This is a genomic window from Phyllobacterium ifriqiyense (genome assembly GCF_030817885.1).
In the GTDB taxonomy this organism is placed as follows: Bacteria; Pseudomonadota; Alphaproteobacteria; order Rhizobiales; family Rhizobiaceae; genus Phyllobacterium; species Phyllobacterium ifriqiyense.
Window position 1 is genome coordinate 1,927,470 of record NZ_JAUSZT010000003.1, and the last position, 23,135, is coordinate 1,950,604.

At 52.8% G+C, this 23,135-nt stretch carries 23 protein-coding genes and 1 pseudogene; 13 read left to right on the forward strand and 11 right to left on the reverse strand.

What is annotated here, in order from left to right:
• Positions 1-21: 21 nt before the first annotated feature.
• The 4 genes from QFZ34_RS16995 to QFZ34_RS17010 all read left to right on the forward strand — a co-directional run bounded on the left by QFZ34_RS16995 (position 22) and on the right by QFZ34_RS17010 (position 2,304).
• Positions 22-774, forward strand: a complete 753-nt coding sequence (locus QFZ34_RS16995; protein WP_115052157.1) for a F0F1 ATP synthase subunit A — start codon at positions 22-24, stop codon at positions 772-774.
• A 67-nt stretch (positions 775-841) separates the two neighbouring features.
• Positions 842-1,069: a F0F1 ATP synthase subunit C gene (locus tag QFZ34_RS17000; protein WP_008125314.1), complete on the forward strand. Its 228-nt coding sequence runs from the start codon at positions 842-844 to the stop codon at positions 1,067-1,069.
• Positions 1,070-1,156: 87 nt separating this feature from the next.
• The gene (locus QFZ34_RS17005; protein WP_307283236.1) at positions 1,157-1,807 is read left to right on the forward strand and encodes a F0F1 ATP synthase subunit B; all 651 of its coding nucleotides are present in this window, start codon (positions 1,157-1,159) and stop codon (positions 1,805-1,807) included.
• 11 nt (positions 1,808-1,818) lie between these two features.
• The gene (locus QFZ34_RS17010) at positions 1,819-2,304 is read left to right on the forward strand and encodes a F0F1 ATP synthase subunit B (protein ID WP_115052155.1); all 486 of its coding nucleotides are present in this window, start codon (positions 1,819-1,821) and stop codon (positions 2,302-2,304) included.
• 410 nt (positions 2,305-2,714) lie between these two features.
• Here the strand turns inward: QFZ34_RS17010 and rnhB are convergent, their stop codons facing one another.
• Both rnhB and QFZ34_RS17020 read right to left on the reverse strand, forming a co-directional pair.
• Positions 2,715-3,374, reverse strand: a complete 660-nt coding sequence (gene rnhB, locus QFZ34_RS17015; protein WP_307283241.1) for a ribonuclease HII — start codon at positions 3,372-3,374, stop codon at positions 2,715-2,717.
• A gap of 120 nt (positions 3,375-3,494) precedes the next feature.
• Positions 3,495-4,648, reverse strand: a pseudogene (locus QFZ34_RS17020) (PA0069 family radical SAM protein).
• A gap of 108 nt (positions 4,649-4,756) precedes the next feature.
• Between QFZ34_RS17020 and QFZ34_RS17025 the strand changes: the two are divergent.
• Complete coding sequence (locus tag QFZ34_RS17025; protein WP_115052152.1) at positions 4,757-5,293, forward strand: glycosyltransferase family 2 protein; 537 nt, start codon at positions 4,757-4,759, stop codon at positions 5,291-5,293.
• Here QFZ34_RS17025 and moaB read toward each other — a convergent pair.
• The 6 genes from moaB to QFZ34_RS17055 form a co-directional block, all read right to left on the reverse strand.
• Positions 5,290-5,838: a molybdenum cofactor biosynthesis protein B gene (gene moaB / locus QFZ34_RS17030; protein ID WP_307283244.1), complete on the reverse strand. Its 549-nt coding sequence runs from the start codon at positions 5,836-5,838 to the stop codon at positions 5,290-5,292. The two genes, QFZ34_RS17025 and moaB, sit on opposite strands and share 4 nt — an antisense overlap.
• A gap of 2 nt (positions 5,839-5,840) precedes the next feature.
• Positions 5,841-6,725, reverse strand: coding sequence for a 4-(cytidine 5'-diphospho)-2-C-methyl-D-erythritol kinase (locus tag QFZ34_RS17035; protein ID WP_307283247.1), 885 nt, complete (start codon positions 6,723-6,725; stop codon positions 5,841-5,843).
• 5 nt (positions 6,726-6,730) lie between these two features.
• Entirely contained in the window at positions 6,731-6,916 is a 186-nt protein-coding gene (locus tag QFZ34_RS17040) for a hypothetical protein (protein ID WP_115052149.1), read from the reverse strand.
• Positions 6,917-6,999: 83 nt separating this feature from the next.
• The gene (locus QFZ34_RS17045; protein WP_307283252.1) at positions 7,000-7,857 is read right to left on the reverse strand and encodes a S49 family peptidase; all 858 of its coding nucleotides are present in this window, start codon (positions 7,855-7,857) and stop codon (positions 7,000-7,002) included.
• 71 nt (positions 7,858-7,928) lie between these two features.
• Positions 7,929-8,702 (reverse strand): tRNA1(Val) (adenine(37)-N6)-methyltransferase, encoded by a 774-nt coding sequence (locus tag QFZ34_RS17050; protein WP_307283255.1) that lies wholly within the window; start codon positions 8,700-8,702, stop codon positions 7,929-7,931.
• Positions 8,703-8,705: 3 nt separating this feature from the next.
• On the reverse strand, positions 8,706-8,927 hold the full coding sequence (locus QFZ34_RS17055) for a putative signal transducing protein (protein WP_115052215.1): 222 nt from the start codon (positions 8,925-8,927) through the stop codon (positions 8,706-8,708).
• Between the two features lie 259 nt (positions 8,928-9,186).
• On the opposite strand from QFZ34_RS17055, the gene QFZ34_RS17060 reads away from it, so the two are divergent.
• The 4 genes from QFZ34_RS17060 (at position 9,187) to glyS (ending at position 15,532) form a co-directional block, all read left to right on the forward strand.
• Complete coding sequence (locus tag QFZ34_RS17060) at positions 9,187-10,203, forward strand: polyprenyl synthetase family protein (RefSeq protein WP_307283260.1); 1,017 nt, start codon at positions 9,187-9,189, stop codon at positions 10,201-10,203.
• A gap of 135 nt (positions 10,204-10,338) precedes the next feature.
• On the forward strand, positions 10,339-12,141 hold the full coding sequence (locus QFZ34_RS17065; protein ID WP_115052145.1) for a tetratricopeptide repeat protein: 1,803 nt from the start codon (positions 10,339-10,341) through the stop codon (positions 12,139-12,141).
• A 161-nt stretch (positions 12,142-12,302) separates the two neighbouring features.
• The gene (locus QFZ34_RS17070) at positions 12,303-13,238 is read left to right on the forward strand and encodes a glycine--tRNA ligase subunit alpha (RefSeq protein ID WP_370878858.1); all 936 of its coding nucleotides are present in this window, start codon (positions 12,303-12,305) and stop codon (positions 13,236-13,238) included.
• Positions 13,238-15,532: a glycine--tRNA ligase subunit beta gene (gene glyS, locus QFZ34_RS17075; protein WP_307283264.1), complete on the forward strand. Its 2,295-nt coding sequence runs from the start codon at positions 13,238-13,240 to the stop codon at positions 15,530-15,532. Before QFZ34_RS17070 ends, glyS begins: the two co-directional genes overlap by 1 nt.
• Positions 15,533-15,573: 41 nt before the next feature.
• On the opposite strand, the gene QFZ34_RS17080 is transcribed toward glyS, so the two are convergent.
• A complete protein-coding gene (locus QFZ34_RS17080; protein ID WP_115052142.1) occupies positions 15,574-15,945 on the reverse strand; it encodes a hypothetical protein in 372 nt (123 codons plus the stop codon).
• A gap of 183 nt (positions 15,946-16,128) precedes the next feature.
• Between QFZ34_RS17080 and QFZ34_RS17085 the strand changes: the two genes are divergently transcribed.
• The 3 genes from QFZ34_RS17085 (at position 16,129) to QFZ34_RS17095 (ending at position 19,330) form a co-directional block, all read left to right on the forward strand.
• Positions 16,129-17,121, forward strand: a complete 993-nt coding sequence (locus QFZ34_RS17085) for an L-threonylcarbamoyladenylate synthase (protein WP_370878810.1) — start codon at positions 16,129-16,131, stop codon at positions 17,119-17,121.
• The gene (locus tag QFZ34_RS17090) at positions 17,118-18,533 is read left to right on the forward strand and encodes an FAD-binding oxidoreductase (protein WP_307283268.1); all 1,416 of its coding nucleotides are present in this window, start codon (positions 17,118-17,120) and stop codon (positions 18,531-18,533) included. Before QFZ34_RS17085 ends, QFZ34_RS17090 begins: the two co-directional genes overlap by 4 nt.
• A 224-nt stretch (positions 18,534-18,757) precedes the next feature.
• The gene (locus QFZ34_RS17095) at positions 18,758-19,330 is read left to right on the forward strand and encodes a DUF6101 family protein (protein ID WP_307283270.1); all 573 of its coding nucleotides are present in this window, start codon (positions 18,758-18,760) and stop codon (positions 19,328-19,330) included.
• 11 nt (positions 19,331-19,341) lie between these two features.
• Here QFZ34_RS17095 and ubiA read toward each other — a convergent pair whose 3' ends face one another.
• Entirely contained in the window at positions 19,342-20,337 is a 996-nt protein-coding gene (gene ubiA / locus QFZ34_RS17100) for a 4-hydroxybenzoate octaprenyltransferase (protein WP_307283274.1), read from the reverse strand.
• 138 nt (positions 20,338-20,475) lie between these two features.
• Here ubiA and purD point away from each other — a divergent pair, with 138 nt between their 5' ends.
• Positions 20,476-21,753: a phosphoribosylamine--glycine ligase gene (gene purD, locus QFZ34_RS17105; protein ID WP_307283277.1), complete on the forward strand. Its 1,278-nt coding sequence runs from the start codon at positions 20,476-20,478 to the stop codon at positions 21,751-21,753.
• Between the two features lie 5 nt (positions 21,754-21,758).
• Here purD and QFZ34_RS17110 read toward each other — a convergent pair whose 3' ends face one another.
• Positions 21,759-22,949, reverse strand: a complete 1,191-nt coding sequence (locus QFZ34_RS17110) for a glycoside hydrolase family 25 protein (RefSeq protein ID WP_307283281.1) — start codon at positions 22,947-22,949, stop codon at positions 21,759-21,761.
• Between the last annotated feature and the right edge of the window lie 186 nt (positions 22,950-23,135).

Genomic DNA, 23,135 nt, shown 5'->3' on the forward strand with positions numbered 1-23,135 from the left:
AGAATTAGAGACGAGGTAATAGTGTCCAACGATCCGATTCATCAATTCCACATTTCGCAATGGGTTCCCTTGCATGTGGGCGGCGTTGATCTGTCCTTCACCAATTCCTCTGCCTTTATGGTTGCCACAGTTGGCGTTGCCTCGGCATTTCTTTACCTTACATCGTCAAACCGTGGCCTTATCCCGACCCGTCTTCAGTCGGTTTCAGAGATGGCCTATGAATTCGTCGCATCAACATTGCGAGAATCGGCAGGCAGCGCGGGAATGAAGTTCTTTCCCTTCGTGTTCTCGCTCTTCATGTTCGTGCTCGTTGCCAACATGCTTGGCATGTTCCCATACTTCTTCACCATCACCAGCCAGATCATCGTGACCTTTGCGCTTGCGGTTCTGGTCATCGGAACAGTCCTTGTTTATGGCTTTGCCAAACACGGTTTCAAGTTCCTCGGGGTCTTTGTGCCCTCGGGTGTGCCCGGGCCGCTCTTGCTGCTCGTTGTTCCAATCGAAATTATCTCTTTCCTTTCCCGTCCGATCAGCCTTTCGGTTCGTTTGTTCGCCAACATGCTTGCTGGCCACATCACGCTGAAGGTGTTTGCCGGCTTCGTGGCTTCGCTCAGCGCATTCGGCGCAGTGGGAATTGGCGGCGCAATTCTGCCGCTGGCCATGACTGTGGCATTGACGGGTCTGGAATTCCTGGTGGCTTTCCTTCAGGCCTACGTCTTCACCGTGCTTACCTGCATGTATTTGAACGACGCAGTTCATCCCGGCGGTCACTAAAAAGTTCACCGGCGGATGTCCGCCTAACGCAAATCTATTCTAACGATCTACCCTCAAGGAGTTTAATATGGATCCCGTAGCAGCAAAGTACATCGGTGCAGGTCTGGCTTGTTTTGGTATGGCCGGTACGGCTCTTGGCCTTGGCAACATTTTCGGCAGCTATCTTTCCGGTGCATTGCGCAACCCATCAGCAGCTGATGGCCAGTTCGGCCGTCTGGTATTCGGCTTCGCCGTTACTGAAGCTCTGGGCATCTTCTCGTTGCTCATCGCTCTTCTGCTTCTCTTCGCTGTATAATAACGGCTTACGATATTGGCTGCGTCCGGTCGCTATTCAGGACCAACGCAGCCAGTATGATTTGAAGTTCAATCAAGGGGACAACGCATGTTCGTGTCTTCGGCTAATGCCGCATCCACAACAGATACAATAGTCGCTCAGAGCGAAGCACCGGCCCATACCGAAACGGTTGCGCCCGGAACAACGCCTGATGCACATGCTCCGGCAGATCCGACAGCGGGAACGCATTCGGAAACCGGTCATGCCAAAGCCGTGTTCCCTCCCTTTGATTCCAACCATTTCGCTTCACAGCTTCTTTGGTTGGCAATCACATTTGCAGTTTTCTATGTTTTCCTGTCCCGCGTGGTTCTCCCGCGTATCGGTGGTATCATCGAAACGAGGCGTGACCGTATCGCTACTGATCTAGATCAGGCGGCACGGATGAAACAGGAGTCTGATGAGGCTCTGGCTGCCTATACCCAGGAACTCGCCGACGCAAAGAACACAGCCGGCGCAATTGCGCAGGAAGCCCGTGATCAGGCAAAGGCGAAAGCCGACGCCGAACAGGCCGAAATTTCCGCAGCTCTCGAAAAGAAGCTGAGTGACGCTGAAGCCAGCATTGCCACGATCAAGAACAAGGCTATGCAGGAAGTCGGCTCCATCGCTGAAGATACAGCCGCTGAAATCGTCAAAAAGCTGTTTGGCGGTGCCGTCGACAAGCCCGCAATCTCCGCTGCTGTCAAAGCAGTGCGAGGCTAAGGAGAAACGTCATGGAATTGGATGCAACCTTTTATGCGCTCGTTGGCCTTATCATCTTCCTGGCGCTTATCGTCTACTTGAAGGTTCCAGGTGTCGTTGGTAAATCCCTTGACGCTCGTGCAGACAAGATTCGCGACGAGCTTGAGGAAGCCCGCCGCCTGCGTGAAGAAGCGCAATCGCTGCTGGCTGAATATCAGCGCAAGCGTAAGGAAGCCGAAAAGGAAGCTGGTGAGATCGTTGCCATAGCGCAGCGTGAAGCACATGGCCTCCTTGAGGAAGCCAAGAAGAAGACTGAGGATTATGTTGCCCGTCGCAACAAGCTTGCCGAGCAGAAAATCGCTCAGGCAGAGGTTGAGGCTGTCAACGAGGTTCGCGCTTCGGCTGTAGATATCGCAATTGCTGCTGCCAGCAAGATTTTGTCGGAAAAGGTGGATGCCAAAACATCTGCCGATCTCTTCAAAACATCGCTTTCGGAAGTCAAATCCCGGTTGAACTAAAAAGCAGATTATACAAACGAATTTTAGTAAAGCCGCCTTTGAGCGGCTTTTTTTTGTGCGAAGCATAATGCTCGATATGCAAACCAAATTTCGTTACGATGAGCGAAATATCGAGAAAAAATCAGAATAATTCCCAAAAACACGGATTTTTGCCGAAAAATTGCAAGTACAAATTGCAGTTTAGTTGCATGCGGTTGAACTAAGCGATCCCCGGCATGTAAAAACCTGATCTATATCGGGAATTGTGAGGGGATGGAGTTAGAGCATTTCTGCGGCTCTGGTGTGAGCGAAACGTGCTTTATCCATCGGGCTTCACCCTCGTCCTATGGATAAACATCGGCCTCGCTGAACCCCTCGACCTTGTCAGCGAATCCCTCAGGCAGAATGACTCTATAGAAACAGAGCTTGCTCTAGGCTTGCCGTTCTTTCAAAGGCGAGAAACTGAAGCGGTGCAAGCCGACGACAGGACCGTGTGCCTCCATCGCGTTGCGATGGATTTCAGTTCCGTAACCCGCATGGGATTCCAGTCCATAGAGAGGATAATATTTGCCAGTCTGGCTCATCATTCTGTCTCGCGTTACCTTGGCAAGTATGGATGCCGCGGCAATGGAAACGGAGCGTTGATCTCCTTTGATCATCGCCGTTGCAGGGCAGGGCAGCCCGGGAGCGACATCCCGGCCATCAATCAGCGCATGATGAGGAATAATCGCAAGACCGCGTGTCGCACGGCGCATGGCTTCAAGCGAAGCCTTCAGGATATTAGTCGCATCAATTGCTGGCGCCGAAATGCTGGAAATAGAGCAGGCTAAGGCGGTTTTGGTAATGATATCAAACAGTTCTTCACGGCGTTTTGCCGTCAGACGTTTTGAATCATCAAGACCATCAGGAATTTTCTTTGGATCAAGAATGACCGCAGCCGCAACGACTGGCCCTGCCAGAGGCCCTCTGCCTGCCTCGTCAATACCGGCCACAAACTGGACACCGGAGCGCATGAGCTTCTTTTCACTGGCAAAGTCGGGCTTGTCAGCGGGCAAGGAAAGCAGCAGAGAATCAGAACGTGATCGAGACATCTTGCGGCGACTCTCGCACCCGTCCTGATTCTCTGCAAGTCCCCGGGTAGCAGATGGGGCAAAGCTACCCAGGGTAACCATCAGGCGGGGATGGGGATCACACCTGATGGAAGAGCGTGTCTAAAACAAGGATAACTGCTCGTTTCCGGGTGTTGGCTCGAACAGGTCGGTGCGCAGGCGTCTCTTGTTAATGTTGATTCCGAGCCGCTTTGCAGCAATTTCAAAACGCCGCCCGATCTGCCAGGCATAGGGGCCATCACCCCGCATGCGCTTGCCCCATTCGGCATCATAATCCTTGCCATCGCGCATGGAACGAACAAGCGAAAGCACATGCCGGTAGCGATCTGGATAATTTCGAAGCAGCCACTCCTTGAAAAGCGGGCTGACTTCAAGCGGCAAACGAAGCAGAACATATCCAGCTTCCAGCGCACCCATGGCACGGGCACTATCGAGAATCCGTTCGATCTCATGATCGTTCAACCCGGGAATGACGGGAGCCACCATGACACCAACAGGCACGCCTGCATCGGAAAGACTGCGCAGGGCTTGCAGTCTGCGCGTAGGCGTTGAAGCCCGGGGCTCCATCGTGCGCGCCAGCTTTCCATCAAGGGTCGTCACTGAAAGACAAACCTTGGCGAGGCCCTTCTCAGCCATGCGCGCCAGAATGTCCTGATCCCGCATAACCAACGCGGATTTTGTAACGATTCCAACGGGATGTTGATGAGCCTCCAGAACCTGAAGAATATCGCGCATAATGCGCCATTTCTTCTCGATGGGCTGATAGGGATCGGTATTTGTGCCGATGGCGATTGTCTTTGCAGTATAACCTGGCTTGGACAATTCCCTGTCCAGCATCTTTGCTGCATCAGGCTTGGCAAAGAGTTTTGATTCAAAATCAAGTCCGGCGGACAATCCCATATAGCTATGTGTCGGGCGGGCAAAGCAATAGATGCAACCATGTTCGCAACCGCGATAAGGGTTGATTGACCTGTCGAAACTTATATCAGGCGAGTCATTGCGTGTGATGATTGTCCGGGGCTTTTCGAGTTGTACCTCAGTCTTGAATGGTGGTAGATCTTCAATTGTTTCCCAACCATCATCATAGACATGGCGGCTTTCCGCCTCGAAACGGCCAGTGGGATTCATACCCGCACACCGCGCCCGCGTCTGCGCTCACCGTCTATGCGCAAACCAGCATCTTCGATCAATGCGTTGGCATGTTGTGCTCGGCCGCTTCCGAAAGCAGCCTTATCCGCCTGCACTACAATGTTCATCTGCATTCTCCCTGCCAGGGTGGTACTGATTCGGTGGCACCTTCGAGCGTGAATCTATTCCTATCAAATAATGAGAACAAATCAAGAACAATTTAGGTAAAAGGATGGATGGAAATTCTAGTCACATTGATATATTGGCTAGGTATGATTTCCGTCCTGATTGAAACCCATAATTCAGACGAATTGTTAGCCAGAACCCTTGCCGGGCTGGTCGGTGGAGCCGTCGAAGGGCTTCTCAGCGATGTGATTATTGTCGATTACGGATCGTCGGATCAGACCCACCGCGTGGCTGATGCCGCTGGCTGTATCTTTCTGCAGGACCAGACATTGATTGATGGGTTCCGGCGGGCACGCAGTGAATGGTTTTTGCTGGTGGAACCCGGAGCAAGATTGCTCGATGGATGGATTGAGCCGGTCGCTGTTCACGTCGAGCGCTCACAAGGCCCGGCCTGCTTCTCATGCTCCCATGTTCACCGTAAGCCGCTGTTTAACAGGCTATTTTCAAAACGCAGCCCCATTGCCGATGGCCTGTTGATCTCCAAGCGGCAGGCAATGGCCTTATTGAAGCCGGAAAAGAAGGCGGCTGATCTGGCCCGTGGTTTGGCGATGAAACGTTTACGCGCGGAAATCATTCCAGCAGCTTAGCTCTTACCACCGCGTTTCAAATGTTCATCGAGCCGAGGCATGATCTCGACAAAATTACAGGGCATGTGACGATAATCGAGCTGGTATTGCAGAATATTATCCCAGGCATCCTTGCATGCGCCGGGAGATCCCGGCAGCACAAAGACGAAAGTGGCGTTTAACACTCCACCCGTTGCTCGTGACTGAATCGTGGACGTGCCGATTTTGTCATAGGAAACCCTATGAAAAATGGTAGAAAATCCGTCCATCCGCTTTTCGAATATGGGCTCGAGTGCTTCCGGTGTCACGTCGCGGCCAGTGAAACCCGTGCCTCCGGTGGTGATGATGACGTCAATCTCGTCATCCTTTGACCAGGAAATGACACGCTCACGAATTTTTGTAACATCGTCTGTCACAATGTCTCTGGCCGCCAATATATGGCCTGCCGCTGTGATGCGCTCGGCAAGCGTTTTGCCCGATTTATCATCATCAAGCGAGCGTGTGTCTGACACCGTAAGGACAGCGATTTTGACCGGAACGAAAGTGCGTGATGAATTGTCGGCCAAGGTCAGTTTTCTCCTTCGCTGCTATCTGTCTTGACCACAAACCACAATGGATAGGCATTGCTTATCAGAGATGCGGCAGCAGATGCGGCCTCATCGGTGTCATAAATCGCAAAGCAGGTAGCGCCCGAACCTGACATTCGGGCCAGACGCGGCGATGTAGAATATAGCGCGTCCATGGTGTCGCCAATAATGGGGAGCAGTTCGACCGTGGCAGCATACAAATGATTGTCCGTCTGTTCAAGATAGGCGCAGACATCGTTCACGCTGCCGAACCTTGGCAAGTTGGGCAATCCCGGATTGTTTCGCTTTTTCAAGGCGCCAAAGACCTGTGGCGTCGACACGGCGGCGCCATTGTTGACCAAAACCATTGGCAGGCGCGGGATAGCTGTGACCGCCTCCAGTTCTTCGCCGATACCGCGAGCAATCAAGGGCCTTCCATGCAGGCACATGGGCAGGTCTGCGCCCATTGCCAACCCAATATTATTGAGATCGACAGGATCAATATTGATGTTCCAGAGCGAGACCAGCGCTTTCAAGGTTGAAGCAGCATCGCTTGAGCCACCGCCAACACCAGAGGCGATGGGCAAGTGTTTTTCCAGTTCGATTGAAACAGGAAAAGCCCGGTCCGGAAATTCTGCACGCAGCCTGTCCCGGGCTTTTAAAACAAGATTGGAAGCGTCGGCAGGTAAGGAATGTCCATAAGGTCCTGTTATGCGAAATGAATCCGCGCTGCTGCGTGCGATGCTTATTCGGTCACCATAACCTGCAAAAACCACCAATGTATCCAGGAGATGATATCCATCGTCCCGTTGGCCGGTAATATGCAGTGCCAGATTGATCTTGGCAGGCGCAATCAGGCTGATCGCTTGATCAAGACTGTCGAGCATCTCGGTCAGTCTTTACGCAAGCGGTATTCACCAGTTTCCGGATCCTGGACCAAAGTGCCTTGAGAGCGGTTCTGGACTTCTTTTTCCGCTTCGCGAACACGCTTTGATACACGCTGGGCTTCGCGTTTGAACGAACGATAGCCGTAATAGGCGGCAATACCGATAAGCAGAAAAAAGATGAGTTGTGGCATCGTCCTAGACCCCGAAAATGACAGGCACCGATATTTTCGTAATCATAACACGGTGCGTCGCTCTTGCCAAAATACACACAAGGTTAAAGGCCAAAACGTGACCAAAGCGCCCGTTCTTCTGCAGCATTGACAATGCCTTCGGCAAAACCCGCACCTATTCCACCAAATCCGATTTCAGCAGAAGGGAGTTTGCGACCAAACAATCCCCGTGGCGGGGCTATAAGTTTGAGTTTGGTCTTAGGGCCATATTGAGATTGCAAATGTGATCGCATATCGCCCAACCCGTCAATCAGGCCAAGTTCCAATCCGCGTATCCCTGTCCAGAACAACCCTGTAAACAGGTCTGGATTGTCACTGAGCTTTTCACCGCGCCGTTCCTTTACCAGATTGATAAAGGTCTCGTGAATCTCCAATTGCAGCGCTTTGAGATGCTCAATATCCTGCTTGTTTTCCGGCTTGAACGGGTCAAGGGTTGACTTGTTCGAACCGGCGGTATGAACACGCCGCTCGACGCCAATTTTCTTGATCAGTTCGGTAAAGCCAAAACTTGCCGAAACAACGCCGATCGAGCCGACAATGGATGAGGGGTCAGCGATGATCTCGTCGCCCGCAACTGCAATCATGTAACCGCCGGAGGCTGCGACATCCTCAACGAAAACATGAACCTTCTTGTTCTTTTCCGCCGCCAGGTCACGGATGCGCCGATAAATCAGTCGCGACTGAACAGGCGAGCCGCCGGGAGAATTGATCGAAATCGCAACGGCTGGAGCATCTTTATCGCTAAAGGCTTCTTCAAGCATGCCGGCTGTAGAACTGAGCGACAGGTCATTACGAAAGCGGCTGCTTCCCGCCATGATCGCACCATGCAAGCGTACCACTGGGATTTCGATATGGTCTGGGCGCCAACGGCGGGGCAATAACTTCCGGATAAATCGAGCCAAGCGGGTCTCCTTTACGTGCTCATCTCAAGACCATGTAAGCGGTGCAGAGAAAATCACAATGGTCCCAAAGTCTAAAACAGCGAAGCGACTCCGTTATTGATCGCTATTGCGCGCTCGGTGAAATCATTGCCGGTTTCATGGTGCATCACCAAGGGAGGATGAAAGGTAAGCCCCGCGCGGCTGCCCTTTACCCCTTTGATGATGATCCTGATCGCGGCCTCTTGAGGTCTGGGCTGGACAGGAACGATAATGAGCCCGCCAAAGCGCCTTTGCAAAGCTGTCAGCAGGTCAAGCATAGACGCTGGCCGCGCGATAATGGCGATTGATCCGCCGGGTTTGACGATGGAAGCGGCGGTTTTAATCCATTTTTCCAGCATGCCATCTGTCATGACATGAGCTTCCGCTTTCAAAGCATCCGGCGTTGCGCGGTCCTTTGCCTCGTTGAAAGGCGGATTCATGATGGCAAAATCGAAAAAGTTGTCATGGATTCCGGCAGTCATGCGCGTTTTGCCCATAGCTGTTACATCAGCCTGAACAATATCGCACCGGCCTGAGAACAGGTGGTTCTCTGGTAAAGCCAGAGACAAGCGGGCGCACTGCGCCATGAGTTCGGATCGCTCGATAAGAGTTGCACTGGCTTTGCCGCAGCGGGAAAGAACCGCAAGACCAGCAGCCCCAGCACCGGCACCCAGATCTGCGATACGACCGCTGAATTCATTGGGCACTACGCTCGCCAACACCATGGCATCTACGCCGGAGCGATGACCTTTGGCAGAGGGTTGAATGAGGCGGAAACGACCGCGATGGAAAGCGTCGATCGTATGAGGGATATCCAGAACAGACATGAACTAGCCGCGAAGCTCCTGCTCGATTCCCGCGTCTGTCAGCAACTGGCGCGCCTCTTTTTCAAATTCTGAATCGACCATCACGCGCCGGGCGAGAACACCAAGCGACCCTTCAAGTACGCTCATATTGGCATCAGCGATAAAATATTTGATCTGTGCATCTTTCAATAATGATTCGACGAATGAAATCAGAACAGGGTCGTTGAGGCGCATTATTTCGATCATCTGAACTACCGTTTCGAAAGGGATGGGGAGAAGGGCCACTGGCTTTATCACGAATTTGTGGCCTGTACCAATTCTGCGCGCCAATTCGCCGCTTGCGGGTTATAGGCAGTCAAAATAAGGTGTCGCCGCATTGCAGCGCCGCGCATCTTGCAAGATTTTACCGGGCGTAGTGATATTTTGATTTGGTTCGCAATCCTTTCTGAAGATCAAATCTGGTCCTCGGAATCAGGCGCAAGGCCAAGACAGTAGGAGTTTCATTTTGGGCGTTGTTGTCAGTCTTGAAGAGAAGAAAAGCAGTTCTGGGTCGGTTCAGCCCCTGGTCGATTTGACCAAGGCGGATATGGGGCGGGTCAATGAACTGATTTTGTCTAAAGCAGGATCTGATGTTGAAATGATCCCCGAAGTTGCCAATCACCTCATTTCCTCAGGTGGCAAGCGTTTGCGCCCAATGATCACACTGGCTGCCGCACGTATGTTCGGCTATGAGGGCGATGGCCATGTGAAGCTGGCGACCAGCGTTGAATTCATGCATACCGCTACGCTGCTTCACGACGACGTGGTGGATGAGAGCGATCTGCGCCGTGGAAAAAGTACTGCGCGAATGATCTGGGGCAATCAGGCAAGCGTTCTCGTTGGCGACTTCCTGCTTGGTCAAGCCTTTAAAATGATGGTGGAAGTTGGTTCGCTGGAAGCATTGGATGTGCTCGCTACCTCTGCATCGGTCATTGCTGAAGGCGAAGTGATGCAGCTTTCGGCGGCAAAAAACCTTGAAACGACTGAAGATGAGTATCTTGCCGTCATCAAAGCGAAAACTGCGGCGCTCTTCTCTGCTGCTGCGGAAGTGGGGCCGATAATTGCCGCTGCGTCGAAGACCGATCGGCAGGCGCTACGTTCATATGGCCTCAATCTCGGACTTGCCTTTCAGCTTGTCGACGACGCGTTGGATTATGGTGGCAATGCCAAAGATCTAGGCAAGAATACCGGCGATGATTTCCGTGAGGGCAAGATCACGCTTCCAGTCGTCCTTACCTATCGTCGGGGTAGCTCGGAAGAGCGGCAATTCTGGAAGGAAGCGCTTGAAAACGGCGTTAATGACGATAAGGGCTTGGAAAAAGCAAAGGGCTTGATGACCCGCTATGGTGCATTGAGCGACACGATCCAGCGAGCAAGGCACTTTGGCGGAATAGCACGTGACGCGTTGGCTCCGCTGGACCACTCGCCGCAGAAGGATGCCTTGCTGGAGGTAATCGATTTCTGCATCAGCCGGGTAAATTGAAGCCCGTCAGATGAGGGGTGCAAGCTAACCCCGTGCTAGTCTTTAGGAAAACTTGAGCGAAAACCGTAAAAAGGCCATGGTTCCCTTGAGGATTCGCAGTATCGTTTCAAATTAGGCAGTAAAGAGGGATTTGTCATGCAGCGCAGTAAAATGCTCGGCTCGATTGTAGGAGCTACACTGGCTGCCATGATAGGCGGTGCGATCCCGGCAGCAGCGACCACGACACAGACGCCAGTCATAAATACCGGAAACCTGTCGGGCGCTTTTCTTTCAGCTCGGACTGCAGAGCGCGACAATGATTTTGATAGCGCCATAGCGTTTTATCGGCAGGCACTGACCTATGATCCCAAAAATACGGAGCTGCGTCAAAGCCTCCTGCTTGTTCTTTTGACGAACGGCCAGTTCAAGGAAGCATTGCCGCTGGCTGCCGAGTTGAAGGCTGTGCCTGAAATAGAGCGTTTCTCGCGTCTGGCGCTTGGAATTGATGCTCTCAACAAGAAACAATACCGCCAGGTCGAAACATTGATGATGCTGTCGCTCCAGTCTGATCTGGATCGTATGGTGACTGGACTGATTGCAGCTTTTGCCAAAGCCGGTGCCGGCAAGCCCAACGAGGCTTTGGCAATGATTGACAAGTTGAAGGGGCCGGAAGGCTTCACGCTTTTCAAGGCCTATAGTTCGGCGCTGATTGCGGACATGGCGGGTCAGAAGAAAAAGGCGGCAGAGTTTTATCAAAGCGCCCTGGACAACAAGGCCAATATAGCTGCTGCTCCTGACACGTATGAGCGCTTGGTCGAGGCATATGCTTCGTTCAAAATTCGCAATGGTGACAAGGCAGGCGCTGAAGCACTGGTCAAGGAAGCAATTGATGTTCTGTCGGGACGCATGGTTCTTGTCGAATTTGCCAAGCAGATAGCGAGCGCAAAAACGATCAAACCTCTGATTGAGACCCCGCAACAGGGAGCATCCGAGGTATTATATGTCGTTGCGACAGCAATTGATAATGGTGGGGCGGAAGCCTTCTCGAAATTATATCTGCAAATGTCCCTGCCACTTCGCCCGGACCATGATGCTACCCTTTATCAATTGGGTGATCTGAGTGCGAAGCTTGAACAGCCGGAGAAAGCAATCGAGTATTTTGGCAAAATTGCCAAGGATTCCGCCTATAGGCGCGATGCCGAAATGCAGCTTGCGATTAATCTCGCCGTTCTGAAACGAAATGACGAAGCTATCAAGCATCTTGGTGTTTTGCTTGAAAGCAATCCGGAAGACATGCGTACATATCTGGCTATTGGCAGCATTTATGCCCAGGATAAAAATTTCAAGCAGGCAGCTGAAACCTACGACAAGGCCGTTGCCGTTTTAAAGCAGCCTACCCGAAATGACTGGACGATCTTCTATCAGCGTGGAATTTCCTATGAGCGCCTGAAGGAATGGGACAAGGCGGAGCCGAATTTCCTGAAAGCGCTGGAACTCTACCCCGATCAGCCACAGGTCCTGAACTATCTTGGATATTCGTGGATTGATATGAATATCAAGCTCGAACAGGGGCTGGATTTGATCAAGAAAGCCGTAGCAGCAAGGCCACAGGACGGCTATATCGTCGATTCATTGGGCTGGGCCTATTATCGTTTGGGCCGTTACGATGAAGCCGTCACTCAGCTTGAGCAGGCAGTAAAACTGCGCGCCGAAGATGCTACAATCAATGATCACCTTGGTGATGCTTACTGGCGTGCGGGCCGCAAGCTTGAGGCGACTTTCCAATGGGCGCATGCGCGCGATTCCAAGCCTGAGCCTGAAGATCTGGTCAAGATCGAGGAAAAGCTGAAAAACGGACTTCCAGAAGAAAAGAATCCCGGTGTGGCAAAGAACGGCGTTCAGGTACCTGAGCCACCAACGCCGCCAGCTCCGGCTCCAGCACCCGACAAGAAGGGCTGATTTCTTCGTTCCACTTGACCGGTCTGTATGCACGTCTTAGAGCATGATCCCGAAAAGTTGCATGACTTTACGGACAAGATCATGCTCCAAACGAAACACGCATTCTCTGTTATTTCCAGTAATGAAAAGGCCGCACGGTGACTTCTCCCTTGCCAGATCATATGCACCCGACCCGCTCGTTTCAGGGGCTTATCCTGACGCTCCACAATTATTGGGCGCAGCATGGCTGTGTAATCCTGCAGCCCTATGACATGGAAGTTGGTGCTGGCACATTCCACCCCGCAACGACCTTGCGTTCGCTTGGACCAAAGCCGTGGAAGGCTGCCTATGTGCAGCCCTCACGCCGCCCGAAAGATGGTCGTTACGGCGAAAATCCAAACCGGTTGCAGCATTATTATCAGTATCAGGTGATCATGAAGCCATCGCCGCCCAATCTGCAGGAGCTTTATCTCGGCTCGCTGCGGGCTATCGGCCTTGATCCTTTGATGCACGATATCCGTTTCGTCGAGGATGACTGGGAAAGTCCGACATTGGGTGCCTGGGGGCTCGGTTGGGAGTGCTGGTGTGACGGCATGGAAGTGTCGCAATTTACCTATTTTCAGCAGGTTTGCGGCATTGAATGCTCGCCGGTGTCGGGTGAATTGACCTATGGTCTGGAACGTCTTGCCATGTATGTGCAGGGCGTGGACAATGTTTACGACCTCAATTTCAATGGTCTTGAGGGTGACGAGAAAGTCACCTATGGCGACGTATTCCTACAGGCCGAACAGGAATATTCACGGCATAATTTTGAACATGCAAATACAAGCACCTTGCTCCGTCATTTCGAAGATGCGGAAGCGGAATGTGAAGCGCTATTGCGCGCTGGCGCTCCAAAAAACGGCGATAACAGCCCTCAGCATAAAATGGTCCTGCCTGCCTATGATCAGTGCATCAAGGCATCCCACGCATTCAATCTTCTTGATGCGCGTGGCGTGATTTCGGTAACGGAACGTCAGAGCTATATATTGCGGGTACGCAATCTTGCCCGGCAATGCGGCGAGGCCTTCCTTCTCACGGAAGCAGGTGGCGTGAATTTCAAGAGTGAGTCCGTATAATGCCTGATCTTTTGCTCGAACTCCGCTCGGAAGAAATTCCGGCACGTATGCAGCGCAAGGCTGCTGGCGATTTGAAGAAGCTGGTTACCGACGCTTTGGTCGAAGCCGGTTTGACCTATGAGGCAGCGGGAGACTATTGGACGCCGCGCCGTCTTACGCTCGATATACGTGGCCTTACAGCACGTTCCAAGGATGTGCACGAAGACCGCAAAGGCCCAAGTGTCAATGCGCCTGAGCAGGCAATTGCAGGCTTTCTGCGTTCAGCAGGCTTGAATGATATTTCTGAAGCGCATGTCCACACCGACCCTAAGAAGGGTGATTTTTATGTCGCCCATCTGACGAAACCGGGGCGCGGCGCTGAAGAGATCATTGCGGAGCTGATGCCAAAGATTATCCGCGAATTCCCATGGCCAAAATCCATGCGATGGGGTGCGGCGTCTTCCAAATCCGGAAGCTTGCGCTGGGTTCGTCCGCTACAGTCTATTGTTTGCACGTTCGGTCCTGAAACCGAGGAGCCGGTTGTCGTCAATTTTGAGATTGATGGTCTGAAAGCTGGCAATGTAACCTATGGTCATCGCTTCCTGAGCGATGGCAAGCCGATCACCGTCCGCCGCTTTGACGACTATGTTGCCAAGCTTGAAAAGGCGAAGGTCGTGCTCGATGCGGATCGCCGCAAGGAAATTATCCTCTCCGACGCCCAGAACATCGCTTTTGCATCGGGACTTGAGCTTGTTGAAGATGAGGCGCTTCTTGAAGAAGTGTCTGGCCTCGTCGAATGGCCGGTGGTGTTGATGGGCGAATTTGAGGAGGAGTTTCTTGCAATTCCGCCTGAGGTTATCCGCCTTACCATCAAGACCAATCAGAAATGCTTTGTTACACGTAAACAGGGCGAAGCGGACAAGCTTTCCAATAAGTTCATCCTCGTTTCCAATATCGAAGCGACTGATGGCGGTCGCGAGATTGCCCATGGCAATGGCAAGGTCGTGCGGGCACGCCTCTCGGATGCGCTATACTTCTGGAATACCGACCAGCATGATTTGCCAGATATGCACACGCTGGCGCCAGCTGCCATCAAGTTTGACCTTGATCTGAGCAAGCCATTGGACCAACGCATGGCACGTTTGGATGCGCTGAATGTTACTTTCCACGCAAAGCTTGGTACACAAGGCGAGCGCGTCACGCGGATTAAAAATCTTGCACGCGCACTTGCGATTCGGATAGGCGCCGATCCAGTTTTGGCAAGCCGCGCATCGGTTTTGGCTAAAGCCGATCTTACAACCGAAATCGTTGGCGAGTTTCCTGAGTTGCAAGGGGGTATGGGCCGGAAATATGCACTCCTGCAGAATGAGCACCCATCAGTGGCTGCCGCCATTGAGGAGCATTACAAACCGCAAGGACCATCCGATTTTGTACCAAGCGATCTGGTTTCGGTTGCTGTTGCACTGGCGGACAAATTGGATACGCTGGTCGGCTTCTGGGCTATTGATGAAAAGCCAACCGGTTCGAAAGATCCGTTCGCATTACGGCGCGCGGCGCTCGGCGTGATCAGGCTTCTGCTTTCAAGCGATTGGAAGATTGAACTTTTGCCCATTTTCCAAGACGCTTTCATTCAATTGCGCGAAGAGAAAATCGAGCAGCGGATCGAGCATTTCGAGGAAGCGCAGGCAGCCCAGAATTCGGGTGATGTGGATGGTGAGGAAGATGTCACCAACGCGATATCCGGTTTTGAAAAGCGGATACGCGGCCAGCTTTCGGAGCGGTCACAACCCATCCTTCTTGATCTCTTGGCGTTCTTTCACGACCGACTCAAGGTACATCTGCGCGACCTCGGTGCGCGTCATGATCTGATTGATTCTGTGCTTAAACCAGACGCGGATAATCTCTTGCTGATCGCACGGCGTGTCGAGGCGCTTGTTGTTTTCCTCAACACGGAAGACGGTAAAAATCTTGTTGCCGGAACCAAGCGTGCCGCCAATATTTTGAGCGCCGAGGAGAAGAAGGGGACAGCCATTTCAGACATGGTAAACCCCGATCTTTTCAATGATGATGCGGAAAAGAACCTATACGTCGCGGTGAATCAAGCTGAGAGCCAAGCGGCGCAAGCGATTCAAAAGGAAGACTTTTCCGGCGCTATGATCGCACTTAGTGCTTTGCGTGAACCAGTTGATTCATTCTTTGAAAAAGTGCTGGTTAATGACGACAATGCCGATATTCGCGCAAATCGTCTGGCATTGCTTTCGCGTATCCGCGCGGCGACGGATGCCGTCGCTGATTTCTCGAAAATTGTTGGATGACAGGAAGATAGGTAGCAGTTCTCAACTGTCTTAGGCGTTTCCTAATTCACGCCTGCGCGCATCGGTGCTTCTGCTAAGTCGGGGGCAGGCATTGATTTGCCAGCGGCTATAGGTTCCGATGCCTGCGCGGCAAGCAAGGGATTTGCCGGCGCCGCATTACCTTGCATGCGCGCCATATACTCCCGGGAACGAGCACGTCTTTCCGCATAAGCTTTCAAGCGTGCTGCTTCCTCCGCAGTCTGTTCAAGGCATGATGTGCAGACTGGATTGCCGTTGGCATCGAAGCTGTCATAACCAATATAGGATACCGAATTCGGTTTGGCCGTTTCTCCGCTGACAATGATTGAATCTGCTAAAGCGGAGGCGCTTATCAGGGCGATGGCTGACGCTGCAATGAACTGGCGTAGAAGCATGGCTGATCAATCCTGGATTCTCTATATAAACAAACGCTCCAGCCTTCTCTATTTGGGATTCATTGCCAAAGCTTTCTCACGATGGATTCAATTTTAGGCATGACATCATTCGAGCTGTTCATCAGCCAATACTTGCAGCGCGCCACCTCATTCGTGTAGGCAGGGCGACCACTGGAGGCTATCTTGGCTACAATCTTGGGTATGGACGAACAGGCGATCCTCGCTGCAGCCGATACGTTGGCTCAGGGGAAGCTTGTGGCTATCCCAACGGAGACCGTATACGGCCTTGCAGCCGATGCGACGAACGGAAGCGCAGTTGCCGGTATCTTTGAGGCCAAAGGCCGCCCGCACTTCAATCCGCTGATCTGCCATGTCTCGGATGTTGCCATGGCCGAACGTTATGCAGAGATCGATCCGGTTTCCCGTCAATTGATCAATGCTTTCTGGCCGGGGCCACTTACCCTCGTCCTTCCATTGAAACCGGACTGCGGAATCCATCCCCTGGTAGCGGCCGGACTCGACACTATTGCTCTGCGTATGCCCCGTGGCGTGGCAGGAAAAATCATCGCGGCATTGGATCGACCGCTTGCAGCACCGAGCGCCAATACTTCCGGAAAGATAAGCGGCACCAATGCTTTGTCTGTAGAAGGCGATTTGGGGTCAAAGATTGCGATGATCCTTGATGCAGGCCCGTCAGAAGTCGGACTCGAGTCGACGATTGTCAAAGTTGATGGTGATACAATCCTGATGCTACGCCCGGGCGGCCTCCCGGCTGAAGAGATTGAGGCTGTGATTGGCCGGAAGCTTGGCCGCATAGATCAGCGCGCAGCAATTCAGGCACCGGGGATGATGGCTTCCCATTATGCTCCCTCTGCCGCAATGAGGTTGAACGTCCATGACGTAATGGCAGGCGAGGCTTTGCTTGCTTTTGGACCGCACCGTGCAAATGGATACTCAAAAGCCGCTGCCATTCTCAATCTCAGCGAAACGGGCAGCCTGCACGAGGCTGCAACCAACCTCTTCGACTTCATGAAGCGCCTCGACGCGGTTGATTGCACAATGATTGCCGTCGAACCCATACCTTTCAACGGCCTCGGTGAGGCTATCAATGACCGCCTTGTTCGCGCCGCGGCGCCCCGCTCGTTGTCGGTAGCCGAAATGGAACAGATAAAATGACGCTGACGCAGAATTTGATTGAACGTTTTGTAGCAATAGTAGGTGAAGCTTATGCTTTACGCAGTGCCAATGACATTGAGCCGTACCTTATCGAGCCGCGCGATAAATTTGGCGGCAAGACCTCGCTGGTATTGCGCCCCTCAAATGTCGATGAAGTTTCGGCCATTCTCAAATTGGCGACTGAAACGGAAACCGCCATCGTCCCACAAGGCGGGAATACTGGCCTTGTGGGGGGGCAAATACCAGATGGTAGTGGAACTCAAATTGTCCTGTCGCTTTCGCGGTTGAACAAAATCCGCAGCATTGATCCTGCTGGAAATCTGGCCATTGTGGAAGCCGGGGTTGTATTGCAGAAACTTCAGGAGGCCGCTGCCCAGGCGGGCAAGCTGTTTCCGCTATCCCTCGGGTCTGAAGGCTCTTGTCAGGTTGGAGGAAATCTTTCTTCCAATGCCGGTGGTACGGCAGTTCTGGCCTATGGCAACACGCGGGAACTCTGCCTCGGTGTTGAAGTTGTTTTGCCTACCGGCGAAATTCTGAATGATTTGCGTACCGTCAAGAAGGACAATACCGGTTACGATCTGAAAGACCTCTTCATAGGGGCTGAAGGAACGCTTGGCGTTATCACTGCTGCGGTCATGAAACTGTTTCCGTTGCCGAAAGGCAAAGGCGTTGCCTATGTTGGGCTATCCAGTCCCGATAATGCCTTGCAATTGTTGAACATGGCCCAGAGCCACGCAGGCGCATCCTTGACGGGCTTTGAGTTGATGCCGCGGATAGGTGTGGAGTTCTCGGTTGCCCACACGGAAGGTGTACGTGATCCGCTGCAGGAGCCGCATAACTGGTACGTTCTGCTTGATATTTCTTCATCGCGTTCCGCCGAAGACGCGCGGGAAACCATTGAAGCAATCCTGACCGAAGCATTCGAGGCCGGTCTGGTGGATGATGCAACCATCGCCGAGAGTACTGCGCAGGAAAAATCGTTCTGGCATATGCGCGAGGCCATGTCTCATGCGCAGAAACCCGAAGGCGGTTCGATCAAACATGATATTTCCGTACCCGTCGCCAGAATTCCGGACTTCATCAAAGAAGCTGATCAGGCCGTTCTCGACCTCATTCCTGGCGCCCGTATTGTTTCATTCGGCCATATGGGCGATGGCAATCTGCACTATAATATTTCGCAGCCTGTCGGCGCCGATAAACAAGCCTTTCTTGATCGCTGGGCTGAGGTAACGAAGCGCGTTCACGATATCGTCCGCGCCTATAACGGGTCGATCTCGGCGGAACATGGCATCGGCCAGTTAAAGCGACAGGAATTGTCTGAAACCAAGTCACCCATTGCGCTCGATCTCATGCGCCGCATCAAGAAATCGTTTGACCCTGCAGGCGTTATGAATCCCGGCAAGGTCATCTGAAATCGCAACCCTTTATTCACGCTCCTTACCAAAGTCTTGGGGCAGGTCGGGTTTCGATAACCATTCCATCTAATCAGAAAGAGTTAACCCAGTTCGTTAAGCGGTATTGGGAAAGTTGACGCTACTGTGTCCCTAACGAGACCAGAAAATGGTCCGTCCTTACAGGGAAATAAACATCAGAGAAGACCGGAAAACCGGCTCTCAGGATCGACAGAAGGCGTCAAATGAACAAAGCCGGAGCAAAGCCGGTTTGGGCAAGTCGGGAATTCCGGCTTGACCCATTCCACCTGCCACAGACAGTAACTTATGCGACACGCGATGATCGCGGCGACATCACCTTCACACTGCATGAACGGGGCGCTGTGGTGAAACGGATTCTTCCAGCCAGCAATCTACCCGTTTCGCTTGCTCTTCCACCATGTGCCTTCCGCGGCGTTACGGCCCGCGCAACGGAAGATGAGCTTGGCGATATCACTGTCACGCTTGAACTCATGCATACGGACCCGCATCTTTCAGTCCCATTGCTTGTCGCCCATGACCTCAACGATGTTGCTGCCGATTGGCGCGCATGGTCGTCAATGTTCAAGCTGCCGATGATGATGGTGGAAGAAGATGGAGTTGCTCGCCAGCTCGACCACAATATTGGCCCCGTCGCTGTTTCTGCTCCGACACCCCGTCGGCAGGGCCGTGAGCCGCGCCGCCGCCGTCCGCGCTTTCTTGCCCGCCGCAAAATGGGCGATCTTGGCCTGCGTCTGGTTATAAGCGGCGAAGAGATTATTGCGCAGGGTTCAAAATAACCCTGCAGCTCTTAAAACATGGGTTTGACCACGGTCCACAGCCCACCGGCGACCAAACCAAGAAAAATCACCCAGCCGACAATAGTATTGGATTTAAACAGCCGCAGGCATTCATCTGGATTGTCAATGTCGAGTGTCATGATCTGGCGGTACATATGCGCGCCTGCCGCCAGGAGACCGGCGACGGCGGGCATAGGAACTTCAGCCACTGCAAAAGCGCCGAGAAAAAGCGCTAGCGCCCCACCATAAAGAACCATGAGGGCTTCCCGCGTGCGGCTGCCAAACAGCCGCGCAGTAGAGCGCACGCCAACCAGAGCATCATCTTCCTTGTCCTGGTGGGCGTAGATCGTATCATAGCCGATGACCCAAAGGATCGATCCGGCATAAAGCAGGATTGCCGGCCAATCCAATGAGCCGAAATGTGCTGACCAACCGACCAGCGCGCCCCATGAAAACGCCAATCCAAGCACAAATTGCGGCCAGTTGGTTATGCGTTTCATAAATGGATAGATGGCGACAATCGCCAATGATCCGATTGCAAGAATGATGGTAAAAAAGTTTAGCTGAACCACCACCGCAAAACCAACCAGTGCCTGTAGCACCAGAAATATTTTGGCTTGTTTTCTGGTTACCTGACCGGAAGGCAGCGGACGCGAACGTGTCCGCGCCACCTTGTTGTCGATATCCTCATCGGCAAGATCATTATAGGTGCAGCCAGCCCCGCGCATGGCAATTGCCCCGATGAGAAAAAGTATAAGGTGGTAGGGCGAGGGGAGAACGGACCATAATGGCTCGCCGACCTTGGCGCCAGCTGTTGCTGCAAGTGCCGTCGCCCACCAGCACGGCCACAGGAGAAGCCACCATCCGATTGGTCGGTCCCAGCGCGCAAGTTGTGCATAAGGCCAAAGCCAGTTTGGTAAAATGCGATAGACCCAATGACCCGATGGCGCATCGAACACGCGACCACGGCTGTGCCGGGATTGAATATTATCTTTTTCTGTAATCATGATTTGACCTTGCAGCGGTTAACCGCACAGTCAAGCACCCTATGTGCATTTTCAGGGCAAATTCTTATTGCGTGCTTGACCCATGCGCGTCTAAGCCATACCGACACCGCAATAATTCTTTATAGGAGCGGAATTTCGATGAACGTCTTGCTGATAGGTTCCGGCGGTCGCGAGCATGCGCTGGCATGGAAAATGGCCGCTTCTCCCGTCCTGACAAAGCTCTATTGCGCTCCAGGCAATCCCGGCATTGCGAATGTTGCAACATGTGTGGAGCTTGATCCCTCGGATCACGCGCAGATCATTGCCTTTTGCAAAGACAAATCAATCGATTTCGTGGTTGTCGGCCCGGAAGCACCTTTGGTAGCGGGTATTGCAGACGATTTGCGCGCTGAAGGATTTTCCGTGTTCGGACCGTCGAAAGCTGCGGCACGGCTTGAGGGATCGAAGGGATTTACCAAGGATCTCTGTGCGCGTTTCAATATTCCAACCGGCGCCTATCAACGGTTTACCCAGGCAGATGCCGCAAAAGCATATGTCAGACAGCAGGGCGCTCCCATCGTCGTCAAGGCGGATGGGCTCGCAGCGGGCAAGGGCGTCGTCGTAGCCTTCGAGATTCAGGAGGCGTTGGATGCAGTGGACGCGTGTTTTGAGGGAGCCTTTGGTGGTGCCGGTGCGGAGGTCGTCGTCGAAGAATATCTCGATGGAGAAGAAGCCAGCTTCTTTTGCCTATGCGACGGAAAAGTCGCGCTGCCATTTGGGACAGCACAGGATCACAAACGTGTTGGTGATGGTGATACGGGGGTCAATACCGGTGGCATGGGAGCCTATTCGCCTGCACCTGTTATGAGCCAGGAAATCATTGACCGCACCATGCGCGAACTAATCGAGCCGACCATGCGCGGCATGGCTGAAATTGGCGCGCCGTTCAGCGGCGTTCTCTTTGCCGGGCTTATGATCACCAAGGATGGTCCGAAGCTGATTGAATATAATACGCGTTTCGGCGATCCGGAAACGCAGGTTCTGATGCTGCGCTTGAAAGATGATCTTCTGTTGCTGCTTAAAGCGGCGGCCGATGGTGCTCTGGACCAGATGTCCGTACGCTGGAGCGATGACGCTGCGTTGACGGTCGTTATGGCAGCAAAGGGCTACCCGACCTCCCCGGAGAAGGGCAGCATCATCAAAGGTGTGGAGGCAGCGGCTGAGGCTGATGCGGTTGAGGTTTTCCACGCAGGCACCACTTTGAAAGATGGTGATCTGGTAGCTAATGGCGGGCGCGTCTTGAATGTGACGGCAAGCGGTAAAACTGTGCAACTCGCCCAAGAAGCAGCTTACAAAGCCATTTCAAAGATCGATTGGCCTGAAGGTTTTTATCGTCGCGATATTGGATGGCGGGCAATTGAACGGGAACGTAGCTAATCTTCCTATCGTGCAGCGATACAATGTCTGCCGGGTGCTGTCAGAGGCGTCCAGTTCGCGCTGTGGGTTGGCTGTTTCAATCCACGAGCGATAGCTGCAAGGTTTATCGCCTCATTGATATTCATGCTTTTCTGCGGCTTGGTAACAGAAGCAGTCAATGTTTCATCAATTCCCGTATCCGGAGCAGGGGCGAGCAATTGATGAACACCGGCAATGAGTCCTTCTGTCGTAATAGCGGATTGCGCCAATTCCCATAAAGCCCGGTAGTCAACCAGCGGGACTTCTGCCGCTGCCATAAGAATGTCGTCCTCAGGGTAAGGGCGATTCCCCGGTGTCGGCAGATTGTCCGGCGGAAGAGCACGAACCAACTCGCCCAAAGGCCAGGCGTTTTTTAGCTGGGCAACAGTCATGTCAGCTACGTTTACATCAATGTCGCGATTGGTTCCGGCTGGCCTATAGGGGCAACGCTGCTCGGTGCAATTACTCTGGGATGTAAATTGCCAAAGAGCGTAATCTTGCCAGTTTCCTTTCGGAAAATGCGGAGCGATGTCAGATTCATAGCGCGCATACCATAGCTGCAGGCGCGACAAGATGGGAAATTCCAGTCGCCGGTCTGCAATATATTTTGCCGTTGTACCATTGGTATAGAGGACTGGATAACGACCAGTCCGCAGCTTGATCTGCTCGGCAAAAATCTGAGCATCGCGCAACGACATGAAGCGTTCGGGATCATTGTCCTCAATGTCGATTGCGATCAACTCGTCATCGCTTGGTTCGGCATAATCAATAAAATGATTGGCTTGTTCGATCGGATTGCCCGGACGGCCAAGGTGATATGCTCCCCATTTCAGCCCAAGAGTTTTGGCGAGCATGCGACGTGTCTGATAAAGTTCGCGCGAAACCGCATAGTTGCGCCATATGCGCCTGCATAGCTCCTGTTGCATCTCATCGTCGATTCGTTTGCAATGGTAGTTTGCAGGCAGGCCATCGGAACCTTTATGGATGAAGGCTGCTATACGTGGGTCTTTGACGATTTCTGCAAGATTAAATGAATTTTGCTCGTAGCCATCAAGTACGATTGCACGCGCTTTATTTGACCAAGGTGTCGTGAACTCGGAAGTGGCGCTCGCACTGCCGTTGAAGCACATTCCCAGGAGGGCAGCCGCAAGAGCAAATATGGATCGCCGGGTCGCCAATATATTGCCTCGTAACGGAGTTTCCCAAGATACCAGACGGATGGTGGCCGTAATGGGTTAACATGGTGTTAACCATAGGAGAGCGGCCCATCAGAGATAAATACTTACGTTTACGTAAAAATCCTCTTGCCTTTCGGTACCTGGGAGTTGCAATGTCATCCCGCATCACGATGAGGAGACTGTGAT

Bases quoted from the DNA above. Each gene is read 5' to 3' on its own strand.
- QFZ34_RS17000 (WP_008125314.1), top strand. From the start codon at position 842: ATGGATCCCGTAGCAGCAAAGTACATCGGTGCAGGTCTGGCTTGTTTT.
- QFZ34_RS17005 (WP_307283236.1), top strand. From the start codon at position 1,157: ATGTTCGTGTCTTCGGCTAATGCCGCATCCACAACAGATACAATAGTC.
- QFZ34_RS17010 (WP_115052155.1), top strand. From the start codon at position 1,819: ATGGAATTGGATGCAACCTTTTATGCGCTCGTTGGCCTTATCATCTTC.
- rnhB (WP_307283241.1), bottom strand. From the start codon at position 3,374: ATGTCTCGATCACGTTCTGATTCTCTGCTGCTTTCCTTGCCCGCTGAC.
- QFZ34_RS17025 (WP_115052152.1), top strand. From the start codon at position 4,757: ATGGAAATTCTAGTCACATTGATATATTGGCTAGGTATGATTTCCGTC.
- QFZ34_RS17035 (WP_307283247.1), bottom strand. From the start codon at position 6,725: ATGCTCGACAGTCTTGATCAAGCGATCAGCCTGATTGCGCCTGCCAAG.
- QFZ34_RS17040 (WP_115052149.1), bottom strand. From the start codon at position 6,916: ATGCCACAACTCATCTTTTTTCTGCTTATCGGTATTGCCGCCTATTAC.
- QFZ34_RS17050 (WP_307283255.1), bottom strand. From the start codon at position 8,702: ATGTCTGTTCTGGATATCCCTCATACGATCGACGCTTTCCATCGCGGT.
- QFZ34_RS17055 (WP_115052215.1), bottom strand. From the start codon at position 8,927: ATGATCGAAATAATGCGCCTCAACGACCCTGTTCTGATTTCATTCGTC.
- QFZ34_RS17065 (WP_115052145.1), top strand. From the start codon at position 10,339: ATGCAGCGCAGTAAAATGCTCGGCTCGATTGTAGGAGCTACACTGGCT.
- QFZ34_RS17070 (WP_370878858.1), top strand. From the start codon at position 12,303: ATGCACCCGACCCGCTCGTTTCAGGGGCTTATCCTGACGCTCCACAAT.
- glyS (WP_307283264.1), top strand. From the start codon at position 13,238: ATGCCTGATCTTTTGCTCGAACTCCGCTCGGAAGAAATTCCGGCACGT.
- QFZ34_RS17080 (WP_115052142.1), bottom strand. From the start codon at position 15,945: ATGCTTCTACGCCAGTTCATTGCAGCGTCAGCCATCGCCCTGATAAGC.
- QFZ34_RS17090 (WP_307283268.1), top strand. From the start codon at position 17,118: ATGACGCTGACGCAGAATTTGATTGAACGTTTTGTAGCAATAGTAGGT.
- QFZ34_RS17095 (WP_307283270.1), top strand. From the start codon at position 18,758: ATGAACAAAGCCGGAGCAAAGCCGGTTTGGGCAAGTCGGGAATTCCGG.
- ubiA (WP_307283274.1), bottom strand. From the start codon at position 20,337: ATGATTACAGAAAAAGATAATATTCAATCCCGGCACAGCCGTGGTCGC.
- purD (WP_307283277.1), top strand. From the start codon at position 20,476: ATGAACGTCTTGCTGATAGGTTCCGGCGGTCGCGAGCATGCGCTGGCA.